The organism is Candidatus Moraniibacteriota bacterium (assembly GCA_035390125.1).
Taxonomy (GTDB): Bacteria; Patescibacteriota; Minisyncoccia; order Moranbacterales; family GWC2-37-73; genus DAOOTD01.
Genome location: DAOOTD010000002.1, coordinates 108,450 through 128,636 on the forward strand (window position 1 = coordinate 108,450; position 20,187 = coordinate 128,636).

A 20,187-nucleotide genomic window follows, 5' to 3' on the forward strand; every position below is an offset into this window, starting at 1 on the left:
AATATCCAACTAAATTGTTCTAGTTTTTTCTTCCTCAGCATAGGCTATCAATGTGTCCCCTTCTTTTATCTTGATATTCCCCTGAAAAACTATTCCACATTCATTGCCTTTGCCTACCTCATTAGTAACATTTTTATTTTGTTGTAAACCTTCAAGCTTTCCCTTGCCTATAATTTCACCTTCCCTTTTCACTTCGATCAAAGCTCCCTTGATTATTTTTCCATCATTAACTCTTCCTCCGACAATCATGTCATGTTTTCCTGTTTTAAAAACAGCTAATATGCTGACTGTACCAATGTCTGTGCGGACTATTTCTGGCGGTAGCATTTCAATAATCATCCTTTTAACCTCTTCTACCAGCTCATAGATTATTTTAAATGTTTTTATTTTCATGTCATTCATTTCAGCCAAGCGTTTAGCAACGGGAGTTGTTTCAACATTGAAACCAAGCACAAAAGCCTTAGACGGAGCTCCCATTTTTATGTCTGATTCGGTTATATTTCCAACTCCTGTTTCAATAAGATTTATTTTTATTTCCTCGACTTTTATAGTTGAGAGAATTTGTTCAATTGCTTCGAGGGAGCCCTGAACGTCTGATTTAATGATCAGGTTTAATTTTTGTTTTTCATCACTTTCTATAATGCGTGTCATTTTTTGCAAAACATTCTTTTCTTTCTGTCCAATTATTCCTTCTGAAAATTCTTTTGATTTGATGCGCGCAAGAGATTTTCCATCAACAACCTGAAGGACATCGTTGGTGTTGGGATTGCTATTAAGACCCATTATTGTTACTGGTGTTGATGGAGAAGCACTTGCAAGACTTTTTCCTGTGAAATCTTCCATTTTTCTTATGCGTCCATAAGTCGTTCCAGCTGTTACATCTTGACCAACTTTTAATGTTCCTGTCTTGATAAGAACAGTGGCTACAGGTCCTTTCTGGGGGTCAAGGTTAGATTCTAGCACAATAGCCAATCCATTGCGTTTATCATCCGATTTGAAATCTTCAACTTCAGCTACAAGTAAAATCGAATCAAGCAATTCATCAATCCCTATGTTTTCTTTTGCACTTACATTTACGCTGATGATATCCCCGCCCCATTGTTCAATGAGAATTCCATTTTCAGCTAATTCCTGTTTTACGCGTTGTGGATTTGCCTCTGGCTTATCTATTTTATTTATAGCCACAACCGTAGGTATTTTCTTGTCCTTTAAGTATTCAATGACTTCCTTTGTTTGCGGTCTTACTCCATCATCTGCAGCGACAACTAAAACTGCTATATCCGCGATGCTTACTCCTCTTTCTCTCATTCCAGAAAATGCTTCATGGCCGGGAGTATCCACAAAAGTTATTATTTTGCCCTTTTTTTTGACCTGGTAAGCACTTATATGCTGAGTAATACCACCCGCTTCCCTGGCTGCAACACTGGCTTTACGAATGGTATCAAGTAGGGTTGTCTTCCCATGATCTACGTGTCCTAAAATAGTTACGATTGGAGGGCGTGGTCTGAGATTTTTTCCTGACTCCTTTTCTTTTTTGCATATATCTACAAGCTTTTCAACATCTATTGCTTTGTTGTCAGAAATTTCTAGGTCAACTTCAGTTTCAAATCCTAGATCCTGAGCAATAATAGTTGCGGTATCGAAATCAATCTCTTCATTTATAGTAGCTAGAATTTTATTTTTTAAAAGTTCTGTAATTATTTGAGAAACAGGCAAGTCTAAAAGCTCACTGAACTTTTTAACAGTAATACTTGCTGGAATCTTTATTATTTTTTTCTCTGATTGTTCCATTGTTGAATATTAGACTTACATTTTTATAGGTTTTAATGCTGTAGCTGTTTTTATAGCCTGCTTTTCTTCTTCAGTTAGTTTATACTTTTCTGAATCACCTTTTATTATGGGTTTTGAATAGATACGTGTGCCTTCCCTAGTATGCAGAGAAGAAATTACGATGCCTGAATTTTTTCCGTCTAACAGGGCTAAAGCGAAACTCTGGTCCCCGCCGATATCCTTGAATGGGTTAAAGCGTATAATTCCAATTTTATGTATGCTTTTTTGTCCCAAGGCGTATAATTTATTTGAAATTTCAAACAACTCCTGAATTTCTTTGTCTAGTGTGGAAATTTCTTTTGTTTGAGATAATAAAATAGACTCAAGGTCTTTTGCCTGTTTTCCTGAAAAAAATATTTCGAGATTTTTATTCGTTTTTCTAATTTTGATAAGTGCTATAATAACAAATATTAAGCTTAATAAAGCCAAAAAAGCTCCGGAAACAGAAATAATAGTTAAAATTTGTGGCGTTAGTATCATAAAAGCTTCATATAAGATACATGGCTTATTTTAGCATCTGTTTTGCTGGATGTAAAGAAAAAATGAGAGGGATAACCTTTGTGATTATCCCTCTAAATTTTTCTGCGTATCGTTACAGCCAAGGGGATTTAGCCCTTGGGAATGCATGTATAATGCACTCTAGATAAGAATATTTTCAAAGAGAAAAAATCTTATCTTAGATTTGGAGATCACCCCCTTTCATGCCAATTCTGTAACAATAAGAAGGAACTAAAAATTAAAAAATTTTTCATAATAGTACCTCCTACTCAGTAATAACAAATCATTTTCCAGCAGTTCTTGTTTGTGCGAATTATTACCATTGTATACCGCACATTAATTTTGTTCCGCATTCTCCCCCGGAAATGGGGATGATGTCTATCGTAATAATTTTGAATATTGCATTTCCTCCTTTCGAAAAATTTTTTAATAACAATTTCTTTATTCTATTTTATATTTTTCAAGAAATACTGTCAAAATTTTTTATAAAAGCAGGCACTAAAAGCCTATTTCTATAAGTATCTGCAAATATCTTATGTAATAGAGGATTCTCGTTCTATGCTAGACTATGAAAATTGGCGGAAGAGGTGAGATTCGAACTCACGAGAGCATTTCTGCTCCGCGGCTTTTCGAGAGCCGTGCCTTCAGCCAACTCGGCCACTCTTCCTAATTTATTCGCTTTTTGAAATTTATTGCGGAGTATGCTTCTGGGGAAATAGCTTTCTCGCCACATTTCAAATGCAGCTCATTGAGCTAATCCAGAAACTATGCCAGTTAGCGTATACATTTTGTCATTTTTTGTTTTTGTTGTAAACTATATATATAAAAAAAGATATAAAAAATATGGAATATAATAAAAATGAGTTAGGAAAATTTCTTGATCCTGGTGCGATTGTAAAACAGTTAGAAATAAAACGGGGCAGTATAGTAGCTGACTTTGGATGTGGTCCTGGATATTTTTCAATACCCTTTGCAAAAATAATAGGAGAAGATGGAAAAGTTTATGCGTTGGATGTTCTGCCTCAAGCATTGGAGGCTGTTGCGGCTAAGGCGAAAAATTACGGAATTAACAATATTATAACCAGTCGCGTTAACCTGGAAAAAGAAAACGGATCGAAAATGGAAGCTAATTCTCTAGATTGGGTTATTTTGAAAGATATGTTATTTCAAAATCAAAAAAAGGATATAATTATAAAAGAAGCATACAGAGTTCTTAAAAATAATGGTCAAATAATGGTGGTTGAATGGAACCAGAATGACTCAACTGTTGGTCCTGAATCTGAATTAAGGATTGCTGAAAATGATTTGAAAAAAATGTTTTCAGATCATGGATTTTTAATAGGCAAAAACATTAATGCGGGAGATTTTCATTATGCATTTGTTGCAATAAAAAAATAATTTATTTCCGGGTATTTATATAAGAAAATTTAATGAATTACAAATATGGAAATAATAAAAAAATACAAAAAAAATAAAATGAAAATAGTAATGGCTTTTCTTTCTTTTGCTATGATACCATTTTTTTCCGGCTGCGGGAGTTCTTCGTCAGCCGGATATCTAGTTCCACTTGAAATATGGGGACCACTCGATGATTCATTGGTATATAGTGATATTGTAGACCAATATAAAAAAATAAATCCATATGCCGGTGAAATAAAATATAAAAAATTTAGCCAAGATACCTATAGAGACGAACTTATTGATGCACTTGCCAGCGGGCAAGGCCCCGATATATTCATGATAAACAACTCATGGTTTCCGTATTTTGAGAATAAAACATACCCTGCGCCAGCGCATCTTGTTAGTGAAATTGATGTGCAAAACAATTTTCCCGATGTCGTTTCCTCGGATTTTGTAAGTAACAAGAAAGTATATGCAGTTCCGCTAAGCATAGATTCTCTGCAGATGTATTATAATAAGGATATGTTTAATGCAGCAGGTATTTCTTATCCGCCTAGAACTTGGGATGAATTTAAAGAAGATGTTCGTATTCTTGTATCAATAGACAATAGCGGAAACATAGTCAGATCGGGAGCGGCAATTGGAACCGCTAAGAATGTAAACAGATTTTCAGATATTTTCAGTATGTTGCTATTACAGAATGGGGTCAAAATGCCCATGAAAAATGGTGATGCAATAAATTTTGATGAAGGAATAGTTGGGCCTGATGGAAAAGTTATAAAAGCAGGAGAAAAATCACTAGAAATGTATACACAATTTGCAAGAATAAATAATCCTGACGGTACAACAAATCCTTTTTATACATGGAATTCACAGCAGGATAATTCGATAGAAGCATTCGCTTCTGGATCAACAGCCATGATGCTTAACTACTCATGGCAGAATGACGGAATCAAGAATAAAAATTCCAAATTGAACTACTCGATAGCTCCTGTTCCGCAGGTAGATCCAAACAAGCCCATTACAATAGCAAATTACTGGGGATATGCAGTTTCTTTGAATAAAATACCTACCAATACATCTAGAAATAGTGCGCAAAAAACAGCAGTTGTTTCTAATGATGTGCGCGCTCATGAAGCATGGCAATTCTTGAAATTTTTGACTCTAAAAAATTCAGGTAAAGTTACGCTCTATAATGCAAACACAAAAAACAGCAAAGACTTCGCAGTAAATTTTGATCCAGCAAATAATTATCTGGAGAGAACTAAAAAACCTGCCGCGCGTCGTGATATAATTGAATCACAAAAAGCAGATGCGTTGCTTGGAACTTTTGCAACCGGAAACCTTATAGCAAAAAATTGGTACAAAAAAGACGCAAATGCTGTAGAATCGGTTTTTTTGGAGATGATAAATTCAGTTAACAGCGGCAAGGCTCTGGATGAAAGTTTATCCATAGCGAAGAATAGAATAAATCAAATGCCAATCAATTAATTTTTATGATCAGAAATAAAACAAAAACTATGGGTAAAATATTATTTATTTGCATAACTTTTGTTTTTGCACTTTTTCTTTTGTTTTCACCTGTTGCACATGCAGCTATTATTACTTGCGGAGCAACCTCAGATGACATGTGCACTTTGTGTGATATGGTTGCAGGATTCAATACTATTATCCAGTATCTAATGAAAATTTCAATCGGTGTTGCGCTGCTGGCCATATCCATAGGAGGGATTTTGTATGTTGTTTCTGCCGGTGAACCTGGAGCTGTTGAAACGGCAAAAAAAGCAATCAAAAACGGAATCATCGGATTTGTTATTGTTTTTTCAGCCTTTATTATAATCGGTACAGTGATAAGTTATTTAGGAGTACAGGAAGGAATGGGAATACGTTCAGGAGTAACCTGGGGGACATTTGACTGTACAGCAGCAGGTGTTCGATAGTAAACCAAAAAGTAATTTATCGTTAGATTTTATTAATAATTTTTTTAAAAAAATGATAAAATTTAAAAAAAATAAACTATTTTTAATGGCCGTTTTTGTTTTTTTGGCAATGATTTTTTTAAACCCCGTTAACGTATTTGCAGAAGATGCGGTAGTGAACTTTACTAACCCTCTAGGAGATATTACTACTCTAGAAGGACTTGTATCTAATTTACTGTCAGCCGTTCAAAAAATAATAGTCTCATTGGCTTTGGTTTTTATTGTGGTGGGTGCGATAATGGTCCTTGTTTCAGCGGGAAGTCCGGAAACTGTGGAAAAAGGGAAAAAAGCTATTACTATGGCAATAGTAGGTCTCACAATTGGAATTGCAGCCCCATCGATATTAAAAGAAATCGCGAATGCTGTCGGTTGGAATTGTCCTGAAGGAGCTACAGATTGTGGAACTCTTACTGATGCACTTAATTTTTCCGATATTGCACTAAATGTTCTTAGTTTTCTTTTAGGTATAGCGGGAATACTAGCCATGATAATGCTGGTCATTGGAGGTATCATGTATTTGACTTCTGCTGGAGATGAAGAAAGAGTAGAGCAGGGCAAGAAAACATTCAAGTATTCCGTAATCGGAATCATAGTCATTATGAGTTCCATGATAATAGTAAGACAAATTGCTAATCTTTTTTTATAATCAAATTACGCCCTTAAAAAATAAAAAAGAAAAATAAAATGCTTATAAATGTTCCACAATATATAGATGTCGAAGATAAAATTGCAGGTCCGCTCACAGCTAAGCAGCTGGGGTGGGTTATAGGGCTAGGCATTACTCTTTTGGTAATGTGGAATATGTTGCCTAAGGTTTTGTTTTTTATTATAGGCATACCACTGTCCATTGCATTTTTAGCCTTTGCTTTTTACAAGCCATATGGTCAGCCACTGGGTAATTTTGTCATTTTTGGGATACTATATTTTTTCCGTCCAAAAATATATTTCTGGCAAAGAACTCCTCAGAAAAATATTCCCAGCAAGCAAAAAACAAAAACTGAAGAGTCCCGTCCGCCAGAAAAAAAACTTGATACTGAATCAATAATGGATTTAGCAAGGGTCATGGACAGCGGTGGTTCTGAACGCAATGAAAGGATAGAAGAACTTTTAAAAAACGTTCCAATTAAAAAGAAATAACAAAAAAACCATGGAATTATTGCACTCAAAAAATCTAACCAAAGGAACTTCCGGAGGAGGAAGTACCCAAAAATATGTCGACGTTGAAGAAGTCCGTGATGGGGTAGTTATACTGAAAGATGGATCTATGCGCTCAGTACTTTTGGTTTCTTCAATTAATTTTGACTTAAAAGCTACAGAAGAACAAGATTCTATTATTAATCAATATCAAAACTTTCTTAATTCACTAGATTTTCCAATTCAAATAGTGATAAGTTCGCGTAAACTGAATATTGCTCCTTATTTGGAATATCTTAAAAAAAAGGAAACACAACTGACTAATGAATTGCTGATTTTACAGCTGGAAGAATATCGTAACTTCATAAAAAGCCTTACCGATGTTTCAAGTATAATGTCTAAATTCTTTTATGTGGTGGTGCCTTTCTACCCAGTTGAAAATGTTAAAACAAGTGTTTTTGACAGATTTTTCGGAGCTGCAAATACCCAGATGTCTGCTATGCGGAGAAGAGAACTTTTTGAAACTTACAAAAATCAGCTTTGGCAAAGAATAGAACATGTCAGTTCTGGTTTAAGCAGTACTGGCGTAAAAGCTGTTCCGCTTAAAACTGAAGAGCTTATAGAACTTTTGTATAATTCATATAATGCTACGACACATAATAATGCAATAATAAGAGATGTAGACAAGATTGAACTCAAATAAAAAAATAATCCAAATTAATTTAAAATAAGTAGCTTCTCAGAAAGAGATTCAAATCTTATTTAATACTATAAATGCTTGGAATAAACAAAAAAAATGACAAAAAACAAACTGTAAAAAGGGATCCGATTTTAGAAAGTGAGGAATTATATCAGCGTGGTGTTGCAACTATAAAAGATCTTATCGCCCCTTCTGCAATGAAGGTAAGTTCAAATTACTTGCAAATAGGCGAAACGTTTGCCAGAACCGTTTTTGTTGTTGCCTATCCTAGATATTTGCATACAAACTGGTTTTCTCCGATTATAAACATTGATTTTTCCATGGATACTGCGATGTTTATACATCCTATTGATACAGTTGAAATATTAAAAACCCTCAGGAAAACATCAACCCAAGTGCAATCGCAGATTCACATGGAAGAACAGTCGGGAAAAATCCGAAATCCAATTTTGGAAACAGCCATTGAAGATATAGAAGATTTGCGCGATAAGCTCCAGCAAGGAACTGAAAAATTTTTCCGCTTCGGGCTCTACATGACTTTATATGCAAATAATTTGGAAGAACTTGAAAAAATACATTTGCAAATAGAAGCACTTCTCGAGGCGCAAATGGTTTACATCAAGCCAGCGGTGTTAAAAGCTGAACAAGGTTTTTCCTCTACTTTGCCATTGGGAAATGATGAAATAGATATTGCTAATAATCTCAATACAGCACCACTTTCTACGACATTTCCTTTTGTATCTTCAGATCTTTCATCTAATGAGGGTATTCTTTATGGGATTAATCGACACAATAACAGCCTTATTCTTTTTGACAGATTCCAAATGGAAAATGCCAATATGGTAGTTTTTTCTAAATCTGGCGGAGGGAAAAGCTATACTGTGAAACTCGAAATATTCCGTTCGCTGATGGTTGGAACCAATGTTGTTGTCATTGATCCAGAAAATGAGTACAAATATTTGTGTGAAACAGTAGGGGGAACTTTCATAAAACTTTCACTTAATTCTCCATATCATTTGAATCCATTCGATCTTCCTAAAATTGGCGATGAAGAAGATCCTGAAGATGTTCTTAGGAGCAACATAGCCAGTCTTATAGGACTGCTTCATCTTATGCTTGGCAATGTAACTCCCGAAGAAGATTCAATTCTGGATATAGCTATTCGTGAAACATATGCGATGCGTGATATTACTGCCCGAAGCAATTTTAAGGCTCTTAATTCATCTTCTTTTCCGACCATGTCGGACCTTTATGCTGTTATTCGAAATTCAGAAGGCGGAGAATCAATAGCAAAAAGATTGGAAAAATACACAGAGGGTATTTTTGCTGGGGTGCTTAATCATACAACAAATGTACAGGTTGATAATCAAATGGTTGTCTTTAATATACGCGATCTTGAAGAACAGCTTAGGCCCATTGCCATGTATACAGTCTTGCAGTTTATCTGGAATGAAATGCGGTCTTCACTTAAAAAAAGAATTGTAGTTGTGGATGAAGCTTGGGTTATGATGCAAAATGATGATGCAGCATCTTTTTTATTTGGTATTGCAAAGCGTTGCAGAAAATATTATACAGGCTTAACAACAATAACTCAGGACATAGCAGATTTTATGACCTCGCGCTATGGAAAGCCGGTAGTAACTAATTCGTCATTGCAGCTGCTATTGCGTCAGTCTCCGGCAGCTATAGAAACAATTTCTGACACCTTTTTTCTAACTGATCAGGAAAAGTTTCTCTTATTGGAAAGTGGGGTTGGAGAAGGAATTCTTTTTGCGGGAGCAAAGCATGTTGCAATAAAAGTTATTGCTTCATATCCTGAAGATCAAATCATAACATCTGATCCGCGCCAATTGATTGAAATTGAACAAGCCAAAAAAGAATTGGAAGAAGATGAATAAAAAATAGAATCTTTATTGAATTAACAATTTATTATGCCTGAAGATATTGCAAGAAATTTTAAAAACAACAGCGATAACCTTGATAGAGCTAGGCGAGAAAGGCCCAGCTCTTTTAGCAATGGAAATCCTGTTGATATGACAAAAAATATTTCTAAAGCGGCTATAGCTAAAGGTTTTTTCCCTTTACTGAAAGAAATAGATCTTTCCAAAGATATGCCATTTGTAGCTGCGCTTCTGGGTGCTTTAGGAAAAGATGTCTCTGACTTTGTTTTTGCTGAAACAATAATACTTTCCATGCTTACCTCAATTCTTTGTTCTATATTTATTTTCATGATGTTAATTCTTGCTGGTTCTGGGCGAAGAAATAAGTCGGCAAGAGGCTTTGCTAAAAAAGCACTTACATTAATAGGAGGCGGAGCAGCTGATTCATTGCCCGGAGTAGATTTTTTACCAATTGAAACACTTACTGTCGGAATGATATATATTATGGTGTTGGCAGAAAGAGCAAGTGAAAAAAATAATAAATTCAAACTCTAAATAATATATAGGCTTCACAATTAATTTTATAGCTGATCAGCTAATAATTAAGCACAAAAAAGTGTCAAGCTGATCTTTTCTTTTTTATTTATGTCTTCTAAAATATATTCTGCCGCAACTATAGGTCTGGACGGAGAAATTGTAGAAGTTGAAGTTGATATTCTAGGATCCGGCCTGCACAATTTTTCAATCGTTGGTCTCCCGGATATTGCAATCAAGGAGTCGCGTGATCGTGTTTCGAGTGCTATAAAAAATAGCGGATTTAAGCCACCACATCAGTGCGGTCGCATTACGGTGAATCTAGCTCCGGCAGACTTGCCAAAGGCCAGCCCTATTTATGATCTTCCTATCGCTATGGGATTTTTGCTTGCGACCAAACAATTGCAATTTGATTTTAATGGCAGGATGATTGTAGGAGAACTTTCTCTTGACGGGCGCATACGTCCTATACAGGGAACTTTACCTATAGCTCTCTTGGCAAAAGAAAAGGGGTTTAATGAATTATATGTTCCATTAGAAAATGCAGCTGAAGCCAGTGTAGTTAAGGGAATAAATATTGTACCTGTAGATACTCTTTATTCTTTGGCTGATCATTTTTCTGGCAATAGAAAAATTGATTATTTCCCATCATTAGACGGGGATGTCCTATTTTCAACAGCAGATTATGAAATAGATATGGCTCATATTAAAGGTCAACAACATGCCAAGCGTGCTCTGGAAATTGCAGCAGCTGGTGGGCACAATGTTATTTTAAACGGACCTCCAGGATCAGGAAAGACTTTATTGGCTAAGGCTATTCCTACTATTCTCCCCCAGTTAACATTGGAAGAAGCATTGGAAATAACAAAAATATTTTCAGTTTCCGGAAAACTTAGGAAAGGACAACCTCTAGTTACTTCAAGGCCATACAGAAATCCACATCATAGTGCCAGTAGTGTTTCTTTGATTGGTGGGGGGAGTTATCCAAAGCCTGGAGAAATAAGCTTAGCGCACAGGGGAGTTTTGTTTTTGGATGAGTTTGCTGAGTTTCCTAAAAGTGTTTTAGAGAATTTGCGCCAGCCACTTGAGGATGGTATGATAACAATCTCAAGAGCCAAAGGATCTTTATATTTTCCAGCCCGGTTTATTTTGGTGGCCGCTATGAATCCCTGTTTTTGCGGGAACGCTACTGATCCGGAAAAAATATGCACATGTACGCCAGCACAGATTTCCCGGTATAAGCAAAAAATTTCTGGACCAATTATGGACCGCATTGATCTGCACATTGAAGTGCCACGTTTAAGTTTTGACAAGCTTCAAGAAGGAATAAGTGAAGAAAAAAGCGAGCAGATACGTGCCAGAGTGGAAGCAGCCAGAAAAATACAAGCTAAAAGATTTGAAAATTTGTCGGTAATTTCTAACAGCGAAATGTCTTCTGATCAAATAAGACAATTTTGTCCTTTAGACGAAGAGTGCAAACAGCTTTTAAGAAATGCTGTATCAGCTCTAAAGCTTAGTGCCCGAGCTTATCACCGTATAATAAAAATCGCGCGTACTATTGCAGATCTTTCAAATAGTGAAAATATTCAGCCGGCACATATTGCCGAAGCCATTCAATACAGATTCAAAATGGAATGATAAGAATTTCAAAAAAACTAAAATACATCTTTTTTTTAACTGGACTGGCAATCCTTTTTTTCTTTATATTCAATAAAGATAAAAATGATATTGCTATAAACTTTAATTCTGAAAAAAAGAAAATTGAATTGACTGATAGCAATATCACTTTTGAATTAATGTCTGCGGCCAAAACTGTAGAAGATTTTATGAACGAGCAAAAAATAGTCCTGGAAGAAAATGATTTAATTGTGCCTGATAAAAATAAAGAAATTTTTTCTGGTACTCATATAATCATCAAACGAGCAAAAAACATAACAATTAAAGAAGCGGATAAAAAAACTAAAACGCATACTCTTTTGGATACTATCGAGCAAGCTGTTTGGGAGAATAAAGAAATAACTTTGTCCGATGATGATATTACGAATCCATCAAGGCGAGTATTGGTCAAAGAAGAAATGACAATTATTGTTACACATGTTGTCATAAAAGAAGAAATAAAAAAGCAGGATATCGATTTCAAAACAATTTCTAATGAAGATGATAAATTAGGTTGGCGCGTTAAAAAAGTCACCCAAAAAGGAATAAAAGGCACGCGTGAAATAAAATATAAAGTAGTTTATCATGACAATAAGGAAATATCGCGCAAAATTCTGGAAAGCAATGTTACAAAAGAACCAATTGAAGAAATTGTTACGCAAGGAACATATATGAAATTAGGCAAGGCTAATAAAGGACAGGGTACCTGGTATGCCTGGAAAGGGGGACTTTTTGCTGCCAGCACGACTCTTCCGCGCGGCGCATATGCCAAGGTGACCAATGCGGAAAATGGCAAATCGGTCGTTGTCCAAATCAATGATTATGGCCCGCAAGGTAAAGGACGCATTATTGATTTGGACAAAGTTGCTTTTGAAAAAATAGCTTCATTAGGTGCGGGAGTTATTGGAGTCAAAGTGGAGCAAGTACTCAATTAGTTTATAAAGTTATAAAGTTCATAAGGTTCATAAGGTTCATAAAGTTATGGAAATCAAAGCGAAAAAATCTTTAGGACAGAATTTTTTGAAAGACGAGGCAATTTTGCAACGGATTATTGAAAGTGCGAAACTTTCTGCTGATGATGTTGTCATTGAAATCGGGCCGGGGCAAGGAGTGCTGACGGAACTGCTGACTGAGGTTGCCAAAAAAGTCATGGCGATTGAATTGGATGACCGACTGGTTGAAATGTTAAATAACAAGTTGCGTAACAAAGAAAATATTGAAATTATCCATGATGATATACTAAAAATAAATCTTCCAGAGCTTATTTTTAACAAGCTGAAGAAGCTGAAAGCTAAGGAAGTTAAATATAAAGTTGTCGCTAATATTCCATATTACATTACTGCTCCAATTATTAAATTATTTTTAGAAACCAAATTTCCACCGAGTGAAATGATTCTGATGGTGCAGAAAGAAGTAGCGGAAAGAATCTGTGCCAAGGCAGGAAAAATGAGCATTTTGGCAGTGTCGGTGCAATACTATGCTCAGCCGGAATATTTATTCACTGTGTCGAAAGAATCTTTTGAGCCGATGCCGAAAGTGGATAGTGCAGTAATTAGAATCATAAGAAACAAAAAACCTGCTTCGCCGGCAGGCAGACGAGAAACAAGAAACAAGCAGGACGTTAAAAAATTTTTTAGAATTGTGCGGGCGGGATTTTCAGCCAAAAGAAAAACTTTAGCTAATAATCTTTCTAATGGATTTCAAATAGACAAAAAAACTTCTGAAGAAAAATTAATCGCGCTTGGTTTTTCGAAAAATACTCGCGCTCAGGAACTGACAGTGGAAGATTGGAGGAAAATAGAGAATATTTTATAAAAATAAATTTTATATGGGCATAGTCTCTGAATTAAATGAAAAACAAAAAGAAGCGGTAATGACAACAGATGGACCGCTTTTGATTATTGCCGGAGCGGGGTCGGGCAAAACCAAAACACTGACACATCGGGTAGCCTATCTGATTAAAAATCACGGAGTCAATCCGCGCAATATTTTGGCAGTGACTTTTACTAACAAGGCGGCGGGGGAAATGTGTGAAAGGATCATGCGAATTTTATATCCCGAGGCAGACAAAAATTATAAATATAGTTTGTATAACAATTCGAATCTGCCAACCATTGGAACGTTTCATGCAATCTGTTCCAAAATACTGCGCAGTGAAATAGAAGTTTTGGGATATGAAAAATCGTTTCACATCATTGATGACCAGGATCAGCAGGCTTTAATGAAAAAAATTCTAAAAGAAATGGAAATAGATCCACAGCAGTTCAATCCAAGAGCAATTCTATCAACCATAAGTAAGGCTAAAAATGAGCTGATAAGTAGGGAAGAATTTGAAAATCAAGCCCATGGATATTACGAAGAAATTGTGGCTAAGTGCTATAAACGCTACCAATCACATCTTAAAGAAAACAACAGTCTGGATTTTGATGATATTCTTGTTTTTATAGTAAAAATTTTTCAGAATTTTCCTAAAGTGCTGGAAAAATATCAGAAACAATTCAAATATATTTTAGTGGATGAATATCAGGATACCAATCGGGCGCAATATTTATTTATAAATATGTTGGCCGGGAAGCACAGAAATTTATGCGTTGTGGGAGATGATTGGCAAAGTATTTATAAGTTCCGAGGCGCAGACATTAAAAATATCCTCAATTTTGAAAATGATTATCCAGAAGCCAAAGTAATACATCTGGAACAGAATTACCGTTCAACCCAGGTTATTCTGGATGCGGCCTATGGTGTTATTTCCAAAAACATAAATCGCAAGGATAAGAAACTTTGGACGGAAAAAGAAGCCGGGCATTTGGTAACTTCTTTTGAGGCTGAGGATGAATGCGACGAAGCTGAGTTTGTCGCAGATGAAATAAAAAAAGGAGGCATGCCTTATAGCAAATACGTAGTTTTATACCGTACCAATGCACAATCACGCGTTATTGAAGAAACTTTTCTAAAAAAATCAATACCCTATCGAATTATCGGAGGCATTAAGTTCTACCAGCGAAAGGAAATAAAGGACGTGATTGCTTATCTTAAATTAATTTCAAATCATAGTGACACAATTTCATTGGAGAGGATAATCAATGAACCAAAAAGAAATCTGGGTCTAGTTACATTCAAAAAGTGGGTAGATATCGCTAAGAAAAAAAATTTAAATCTTATTGAAGCCGGATTAAAATTTTCAGAATCTGAATTTAAATTTCCAGAAAGTCTGCAACTAGTAAATTCAAAAATTGATGCAATAGCTAAGCTCTGCGACTTTATAAAAAGAATGAAAGAAATCCAGCCGAGAATAACATTAGCTGATTTTATTGAAAAAGTTTTTAAGGAAAGTGGATACGAAAAAATGCTGTTGGATGACGGAGTTGAAGGTGAAATGCGCTGGGAAAACGTAAAAGAACTTATAACCGTGGCGCATAAGTATGATGAAAATAAAGCAGAGTATGGAGATATTTTAAGAGCGTTTTTAGAAGAGGTTGCACTCACATCTGAAGCAGACAACGTTGACCAAAATCAAGATGCAGTGTATCTTATGACTCTGCATAGCGCTAAAGGTCTAGAATTCCCTGCGGTTTTTATAGTCGGTTTGGAAGAAGGAATATTGCCGCACTCCAGAAGCATGCTTTCCTATGAAGAAATGGAAGAAGAAAGGCGTTTGATGTACGTAGGCTTAACTAGAGCCAAGGAAAAAATATATCTTTTATTCACGCGCCAACGCAATTTGTTCGGTTCAACGCAGATGAATTCTCCTTCCAGATTTTTGGACGATATACCTGAAAAACTTGTAAAACATAACTCATGCCGTGAAACAGAAAAAAAGATATTTGAATCGCTTTTAAAAAAGAAGAAGAAATCAGAAAAAAAAGCGAATTTTTTCAAAGGGGGAGAGAAAGTCAAACATGAACAATTTGGGGAAGGCATAGTTGTTTCGTCTGTTGGCGACATTATTACAGTGGCATTTAAAAAAGCCGGAATCAAAAGATTGTCGGCAGAATTTGCAAAGCTTGAACAAATTTAATTTTTTTTATTTCTTTTTTCCGTGAAACTGCTTGTGTATTTCTTTGAGTTGCTTGTTGGTAATGTGCGTATAAATTTGAGTTGTCGTTATGGAAGAATGTCCCAACATTGTTTGCACGCTTCGGATGTCAGCTCCATTAGAAAGTAAGTCTGTGGCAAAACTATGCCTTAGCGTGTGCGGATGTACATTTTTCACGATACCTGCTTTGGCTGCATAAAATTTTACTATTCTTTGAATTGAACGTGGGGTCAAGCGCTTTGTTTTTTCGTTTCCAATTCCCCCTTTTTCGGATAATCGAATAAATAAAGCCGGATCCAAGTCCATGCGCTTGCTCAAATATTTTTCCAACGCCTCTTTTGCAGTATCAGAAATGAAAACTATTCTCATTTTATCGCCCTTGCCAATCACGCTAAATTCTTGTCTGGAAATGTTCAATTGGTCGCAGTTTATATTTATAAGTTCAGAAACACGAAGTCCTGCCGAAAAAAGAAGCTCCAAGATTGCCCTATCGCGCATGGACTTTATGTCTGATCCTTCTGCGGCATGCAAAAGGCGGTCAAGCTCACCACTATCAAGAAACTCAATTTCATGTGATGGATTTTTACCAACTTCCAATTTTTCAGCGGCCAAACTTTTAATATCGCGCTTGGCAAGATATTTCAGAAAACTGCGGATGGCTATTATATGATAATTTTGAGTAACTTTTTTCAGTTCCTTGCCATGGCTATCTTTCTGCCGGTTCAGATATAAACGGTAGCTCCTTATAAGCTCAGCAGTGATATCCTTGGGTTCGGATATTTTTGCCCAGGTCAAAAAGCGCTTGAGATAATGATGATAATTCTCAATAGTCTTCTGCGAACGGTTACGTTCAATCTCCAAATATTCAAGAAATTCAGTCAGAAGGTTTTTTAATTTCATAAATTATTTCCGATTATTCATAAAAAAGCTTTTCATGCCTTTTACGATCTAATTGTACTCTTTTTTTGAAATATAAAAAAGATATAACCCCAAAAAATGGCTTAAAAAAAGGAAAAAAAATAATTTTAAGACAAAACATCTTTGACAAAAATATCCCTAGGTATATACTTGAAACCAGTTAAAAATTAAGGTTGCGGGTGATGAGTAATGACATGAGGCGGTTTTTTATCATTATTCTCTAAGCCTGTCAACCAACCGAAAGGACTTATTTATTAGCAAAAAATCCATTTTTTCTTATATATACGAATCAATCAGAAAAATTGACCTCAAGGGCTTAAACACTAAAATTCATCTTAAACAACGCTCAATAGCAAACTTCATAAAGGAGCACAGAACCATAAAACTGCTCCACGTTTTGCGTAATTATTCAGCCTTTGCAGTGGTGGTATCAAGTTCACTTCTTGTTTCAGCAACAAATGTTGCCTCAGGCAATAATTATGGCAAACTTCTTTTTGGTTATTGGGATGCATCAGCTGAGACCATTCCAGCGGTGAATGGCAGTAAAATAAGCGGACAGGTAAATAAAAAAAATGATTTAGCTCTTGTTCCCCTTTCCAAATCAAACACATCCATTGAACCAGAAAAAAAAGAAGATGATTCAAACAGGAGCATTATAAAGGATGACGGAATAATGCTGGTTTCTGGCGGAGCCAATCCGATGAAAGATCCTGAAGAAGAGGGCGGGGTTAAAATGTATATTGTACAATCCGGTGACACTCTCGGTTCAATCGCTGAAAAAAATGGAGTTTCGGTTAATACTATTTTGTGGGCAAATGACATCAGTAATGCCGACTCCATAATGCCAGGAGATACTATGTTCATTCTGCCTGTTTCAGGAGTAAAATATGTCATAAAATCGGGAGACAATCTTGATGCTATCGCTAATAAATTTAAAGCAGAAAAAGATAAAATAATAGCCTTTAATGATTTGCCAGCGAATGGAGAAATAAAAGTGGGAGAAGAAATAATTATTCCTGATGGCCAGGGAGAAGCTCCTAAGCCAGCTGTTCCAAGCAGCAGCCAATCCTTAATCAATAAGAGGCAATATGCGAATACTGCAGGAGGAGTTCCCCAGATTACGGGCAGAATTCTTTCAGGGAAAGCCGGCACTGGTCATAGATTTCCATATGGATATTGCACTTGGTTTGTCGCCCAGAAACGTTATGTTCCCTGGGGTGGCAACGCTGGAACATGGCTGTACCATGCAAAAGCTGCCGGGTATGCAACCGGAAAAACTCCACGACCAGGAGCTATCGTAGTGACTACCGAGAACAGATATTATGGTCATGTGGCTTATGTTGAAAAAGTCAGCGGAAACAGTTTTACTGTTTCTGAAATGAATTATGTCGGTTATGCAAAAACAAGTCGCAGAACAATCTCAACTTCAAGCAGAGTTATTAAAGGTTTCATTTATTAAAATTGGCTGGTTAAAACAGGTTGAAAAAGTTAAATTTTATATATAAATATAAAATATTTTCGTGAAAATAAATAAAGCCCCGTTTTTGTTAAAAGGGGCTTTTTATTTTTTGATTAAAGTTATTGCCTGACATTACGAAAGTATGCTATAATTTTCACATATAGAATTAGATTGGAATCCTAATGAATCTGATCTCGAAAAACAAAAAATTTTTCTGCAAAATCAAATTATTTTTTGGAATTTCCAGGGTTAAACTGGCAAGTCTTTTGCGGGACAAAAAATTCCAAACTTTTGTGGTCGCCGGATGCATTTTTCTTTGCGTCTTTTTTTTGGCGGTTCATGGGGTCTTTGCCGCTGACGCTGTTCCTGAAAAACCCGAAGAACCGGGTTTATTAAGTAAATTTTTTGGGGGAATACTTGATGGGGCAAGTGCAGTTTTTGTCACTGCCATATCCTTTATCTTGAGTGCAATTCAAGGCGTTATGAGTTTTCTAATCGGCGTGGCAGCTTCTCTTTTTTCAGCAGTTATTAATCCTGATTTAATTTCCGGAGATAAAGGTTTATTGAACAATAATCCAGTTGTTAAGGATATCTGGATTATGGTGCGGGATACTTTCAATATGTTTTTTATTCTAGTCCTTCTTTTTTCCGCCTTCTGCACTATTTTCCAGATCGAAAAATGGAACCTTAAAAAAGTCTGGCTCAACATTCTCATCAATGCCCTGCTGGTTAATTTCAGTTTTCCAATTGCATGCTTTTTTATTGATGTTGCGAATGTAGCTATGTATTATTTTGTTAATTCTATGTTTGGTGACAATACTGGCGCAGTTACAGGAAACGCAATTTTTGCCCAGTTGGGGGATGAATCAAGACTTTCGGCATTGTGGGGCCATGATGCTGATGGAACTACGATGCTAATGTATCAGGTTATGAATATCATAATGTCTTTTATTTTGGGAATAACACTCTTGGTTTGTGCAGTTCTTTTTGCTATAAGGCTTATAGCCCTGGTAATCCTGGTTATGTTTTCGCCGATAGGTTTTGTCGGTTACATTTTTCCCGCAACCAGTAAATTTGCAGACGACTGGTGGAAAAATCTTTTCAGCTATTCTTTTTTTGGTCCGATAATGATTTTTGTCATAGGAGTTGCTGTCAAAATAAACCAATCAATAGGTGAAAATATATTTAAACAGTCGGCCGCTGACAATGCTGCATCGGTTCCTGGCGCAAGCGAATGGATTGCCAGTGCTTCCATGTTTGCTATTCCCATAATCATTTTGTGGATGGGCATGGGAGTAGCAAAATCATTGGGAATCGCAGGGGCGGATACAGTGGTTGGGGCAGGACAGAAATTTGCAAAATTTGCCGGTACAGCTACAGCCATGGCAGCTGGCGGAAATTGGGCTGCAAAGAATTGGAAGATGTATAAAGAAAAGCGTGATGAACGCCAAAAAGAGATTGACAAGAAACGTTTTGGGGGAAGCTTCGCCAAAGGACTCAATAAATGGGAAGATACTGGAATTGGTTTTGCAGGTGAAAAAATATCAAAAGGTATTGGAAAAGCTACTGGTGGCAAATGGACACCTAAGTTTGGAGAAAATGCTAAGGCAAGAGTCAAAGGATATCAGAACACGGAATTTGATGAATTAGCTAAAAAACAGGCTGAGAGAATTAAGAATTCTGAAGACACTGGACATACTGCACAACAAATGAATGATTTTATTAAAAATAATAATCAAATAACAGACGAATCAAAAGATTCAGAGGTAAATGATTTCGTTGGCAGATACAAACAAATGAGAGAAGATCCAGGAGCAAAAGCTGCTTTTGAATATAACATTAGAAACAATGCGGACAATATAAGGCAGTCAATTGAACAAGGAAAAATAGAGGCACAAAAATTAGTTGATAATGGTACTTTTGAAGAGGGATCTAATGAACATAAGGCCGCAATGAATTCTTTCCAAAAATCTCACATGGAGTCAATTGTAAAAAATCACTGGGCTCATTTAGCTCAAGAAAATAAGAACGCCCAGAAAAGGAAGAAAGGCGAAAAAATTAAGGATGATGAGCATAAGGCACCTCCTCCACCTCCTCTACCTCCTCCACCAAAACCTGCAAAACAGAGAGCTGGTTTTGTTTAATATACAGATAAAAATGTC

The 20,187-nt window shown here is 36.0% G+C and carries 17 protein-coding genes and 1 tRNA gene; 14 read left to right on the plus strand and 4 right to left on the minus strand.

Annotated elements, in window-relative coordinates:
* Positions 1–9: 9 nt before the first annotated feature.
* The 3 genes from infB to PLR68_02440 all read right to left on the minus strand — a co-directional run bounded on the left by infB (position 10) and on the right by PLR68_02440 (position 2,995).
* The gene (gene infB, locus PLR68_02430) at positions 10–1,791 is read right to left on the minus strand and encodes a translation initiation factor IF-2 (GenBank protein ID HOW60577.1); all 1,782 of its coding nucleotides are present in this window, start codon (positions 1,789–1,791) and stop codon (positions 10–12) included.
* A gap of 15 nt (positions 1,792–1,806) precedes the next feature.
* A complete protein-coding gene (locus PLR68_02435) occupies positions 1,807–2,310 on the minus strand; it encodes a DUF4446 family protein (protein ID HOW60578.1) in 504 nt (167 codons plus the stop codon).
* A gap of 594 nt (positions 2,311–2,904) precedes the next feature.
* Positions 2,905–2,995 (minus strand) — tRNA-Ser (locus tag PLR68_02440).
* 176 nt (positions 2,996–3,171) lie between these two features.
* On the opposite strand from PLR68_02440, the gene PLR68_02445 reads away from it, so the two are divergent.
* The 12 genes from PLR68_02445 to PLR68_02500 all read left to right on the plus strand — a co-directional run bounded on the left by PLR68_02445 (position 3,172) and on the right by PLR68_02500 (position 15,630).
* Complete coding sequence (locus PLR68_02445; GenBank protein HOW60579.1) at positions 3,172–3,726, plus strand: class I SAM-dependent methyltransferase; 555 nt, start codon at positions 3,172–3,174, stop codon at positions 3,724–3,726.
* 45 nt (positions 3,727–3,771) lie between these two features.
* Complete coding sequence (locus PLR68_02450; protein HOW60580.1) at positions 3,772–5,220, plus strand: extracellular solute-binding protein; 1,449 nt, start codon at positions 3,772–3,774, stop codon at positions 5,218–5,220.
* Positions 5,221–5,225: 5 nt separating this feature from the next.
* On the plus strand, positions 5,226–5,669 hold the full coding sequence (locus PLR68_02455; GenBank protein ID HOW60581.1) for a pilin: 444 nt from the start codon (positions 5,226–5,228) through the stop codon (positions 5,667–5,669).
* 52 nt (positions 5,670–5,721) lie between these two features.
* Positions 5,722–6,354, plus strand: a complete 633-nt coding sequence (locus PLR68_02460; GenBank protein HOW60582.1) for a pilin — start codon at positions 5,722–5,724, stop codon at positions 6,352–6,354.
* Between the two features lie 38 nt (positions 6,355–6,392).
* Positions 6,393–6,845, plus strand: coding sequence for a PrgI family protein (locus tag PLR68_02465; GenBank protein HOW60583.1), 453 nt, complete (start codon positions 6,393–6,395; stop codon positions 6,843–6,845).
* Between the two features lie 10 nt (positions 6,846–6,855).
* Positions 6,856–7,545, plus strand: coding sequence for a hypothetical protein (locus PLR68_02470; GenBank protein ID HOW60584.1), 690 nt, complete (start codon positions 6,856–6,858; stop codon positions 7,543–7,545).
* Between the two features lie 71 nt (positions 7,546–7,616).
* Positions 7,617–9,440 (plus strand): ATP-binding protein, encoded by a 1,824-nt coding sequence (locus PLR68_02475; GenBank protein HOW60585.1) that lies wholly within the window; start codon positions 7,617–7,619, stop codon positions 9,438–9,440.
* Between the two features lie 33 nt (positions 9,441–9,473).
* Positions 9,474–9,977 carry a hypothetical protein gene (locus tag PLR68_02480; GenBank protein HOW60586.1) on the plus strand — a complete coding sequence of 168 codons (504 nt, stop codon included), beginning with the start codon at positions 9,474–9,476 and terminating at the stop codon, positions 9,975–9,977.
* Positions 9,978–10,067: 90 nt separating this feature from the next.
* Positions 10,068–11,594 (plus strand): YifB family Mg chelatase-like AAA ATPase, encoded by a 1,527-nt coding sequence (locus PLR68_02485; GenBank protein ID HOW60587.1) that lies wholly within the window; start codon positions 10,068–10,070, stop codon positions 11,592–11,594.
* A complete protein-coding gene (locus PLR68_02490; GenBank protein ID HOW60588.1) occupies positions 11,591–12,547 on the plus strand; it encodes a G5 domain-containing protein in 957 nt (318 codons plus the stop codon). The genes PLR68_02485 and PLR68_02490 overlap by 4 nt, the downstream gene beginning before the upstream one ends.
* A 46-nt stretch (positions 12,548–12,593) precedes the next feature.
* Positions 12,594–13,427 (plus strand): 16S rRNA (adenine(1518)-N(6)/adenine(1519)-N(6))-dimethyltransferase RsmA, encoded by an 834-nt coding sequence (gene rsmA, locus PLR68_02495; GenBank protein ID HOW60589.1) that lies wholly within the window; start codon positions 12,594–12,596, stop codon positions 13,425–13,427.
* A gap of 13 nt (positions 13,428–13,440) precedes the next feature.
* The gene (locus tag PLR68_02500; protein ID HOW60590.1) at positions 13,441–15,630 is read left to right on the plus strand and encodes a UvrD-helicase domain-containing protein; all 2,190 of its coding nucleotides are present in this window, start codon (positions 13,441–13,443) and stop codon (positions 15,628–15,630) included.
* 6 nt (positions 15,631–15,636) lie between these two features.
* Here PLR68_02500 and PLR68_02505 read toward each other — a convergent pair whose 3' ends face one another.
* Complete coding sequence (locus tag PLR68_02505; protein ID HOW60591.1) at positions 15,637–16,548, minus strand: tyrosine-type recombinase/integrase; 912 nt, start codon at positions 16,546–16,548, stop codon at positions 15,637–15,639.
* 415 nt (positions 16,549–16,963) lie between these two features.
* On the opposite strand from PLR68_02505, the gene PLR68_02510 reads away from it, so the two are divergent.
* Together PLR68_02510 and PLR68_02515 are read left to right on the plus strand one after the other, a co-directional pair.
* A complete protein-coding gene (locus PLR68_02510; GenBank protein HOW60592.1) occupies positions 16,964–18,025 on the plus strand; it encodes a LysM peptidoglycan-binding domain-containing protein in 1,062 nt (353 codons plus the stop codon).
* Positions 18,026–18,207: 182 nt separating this feature from the next.
* A complete protein-coding gene (locus tag PLR68_02515; protein HOW60593.1) occupies positions 18,208–20,169 on the plus strand; it encodes a type IV secretion system protein in 1,962 nt (653 codons plus the stop codon).
* Positions 20,170–20,187: the final 18 nt, after the last annotated feature.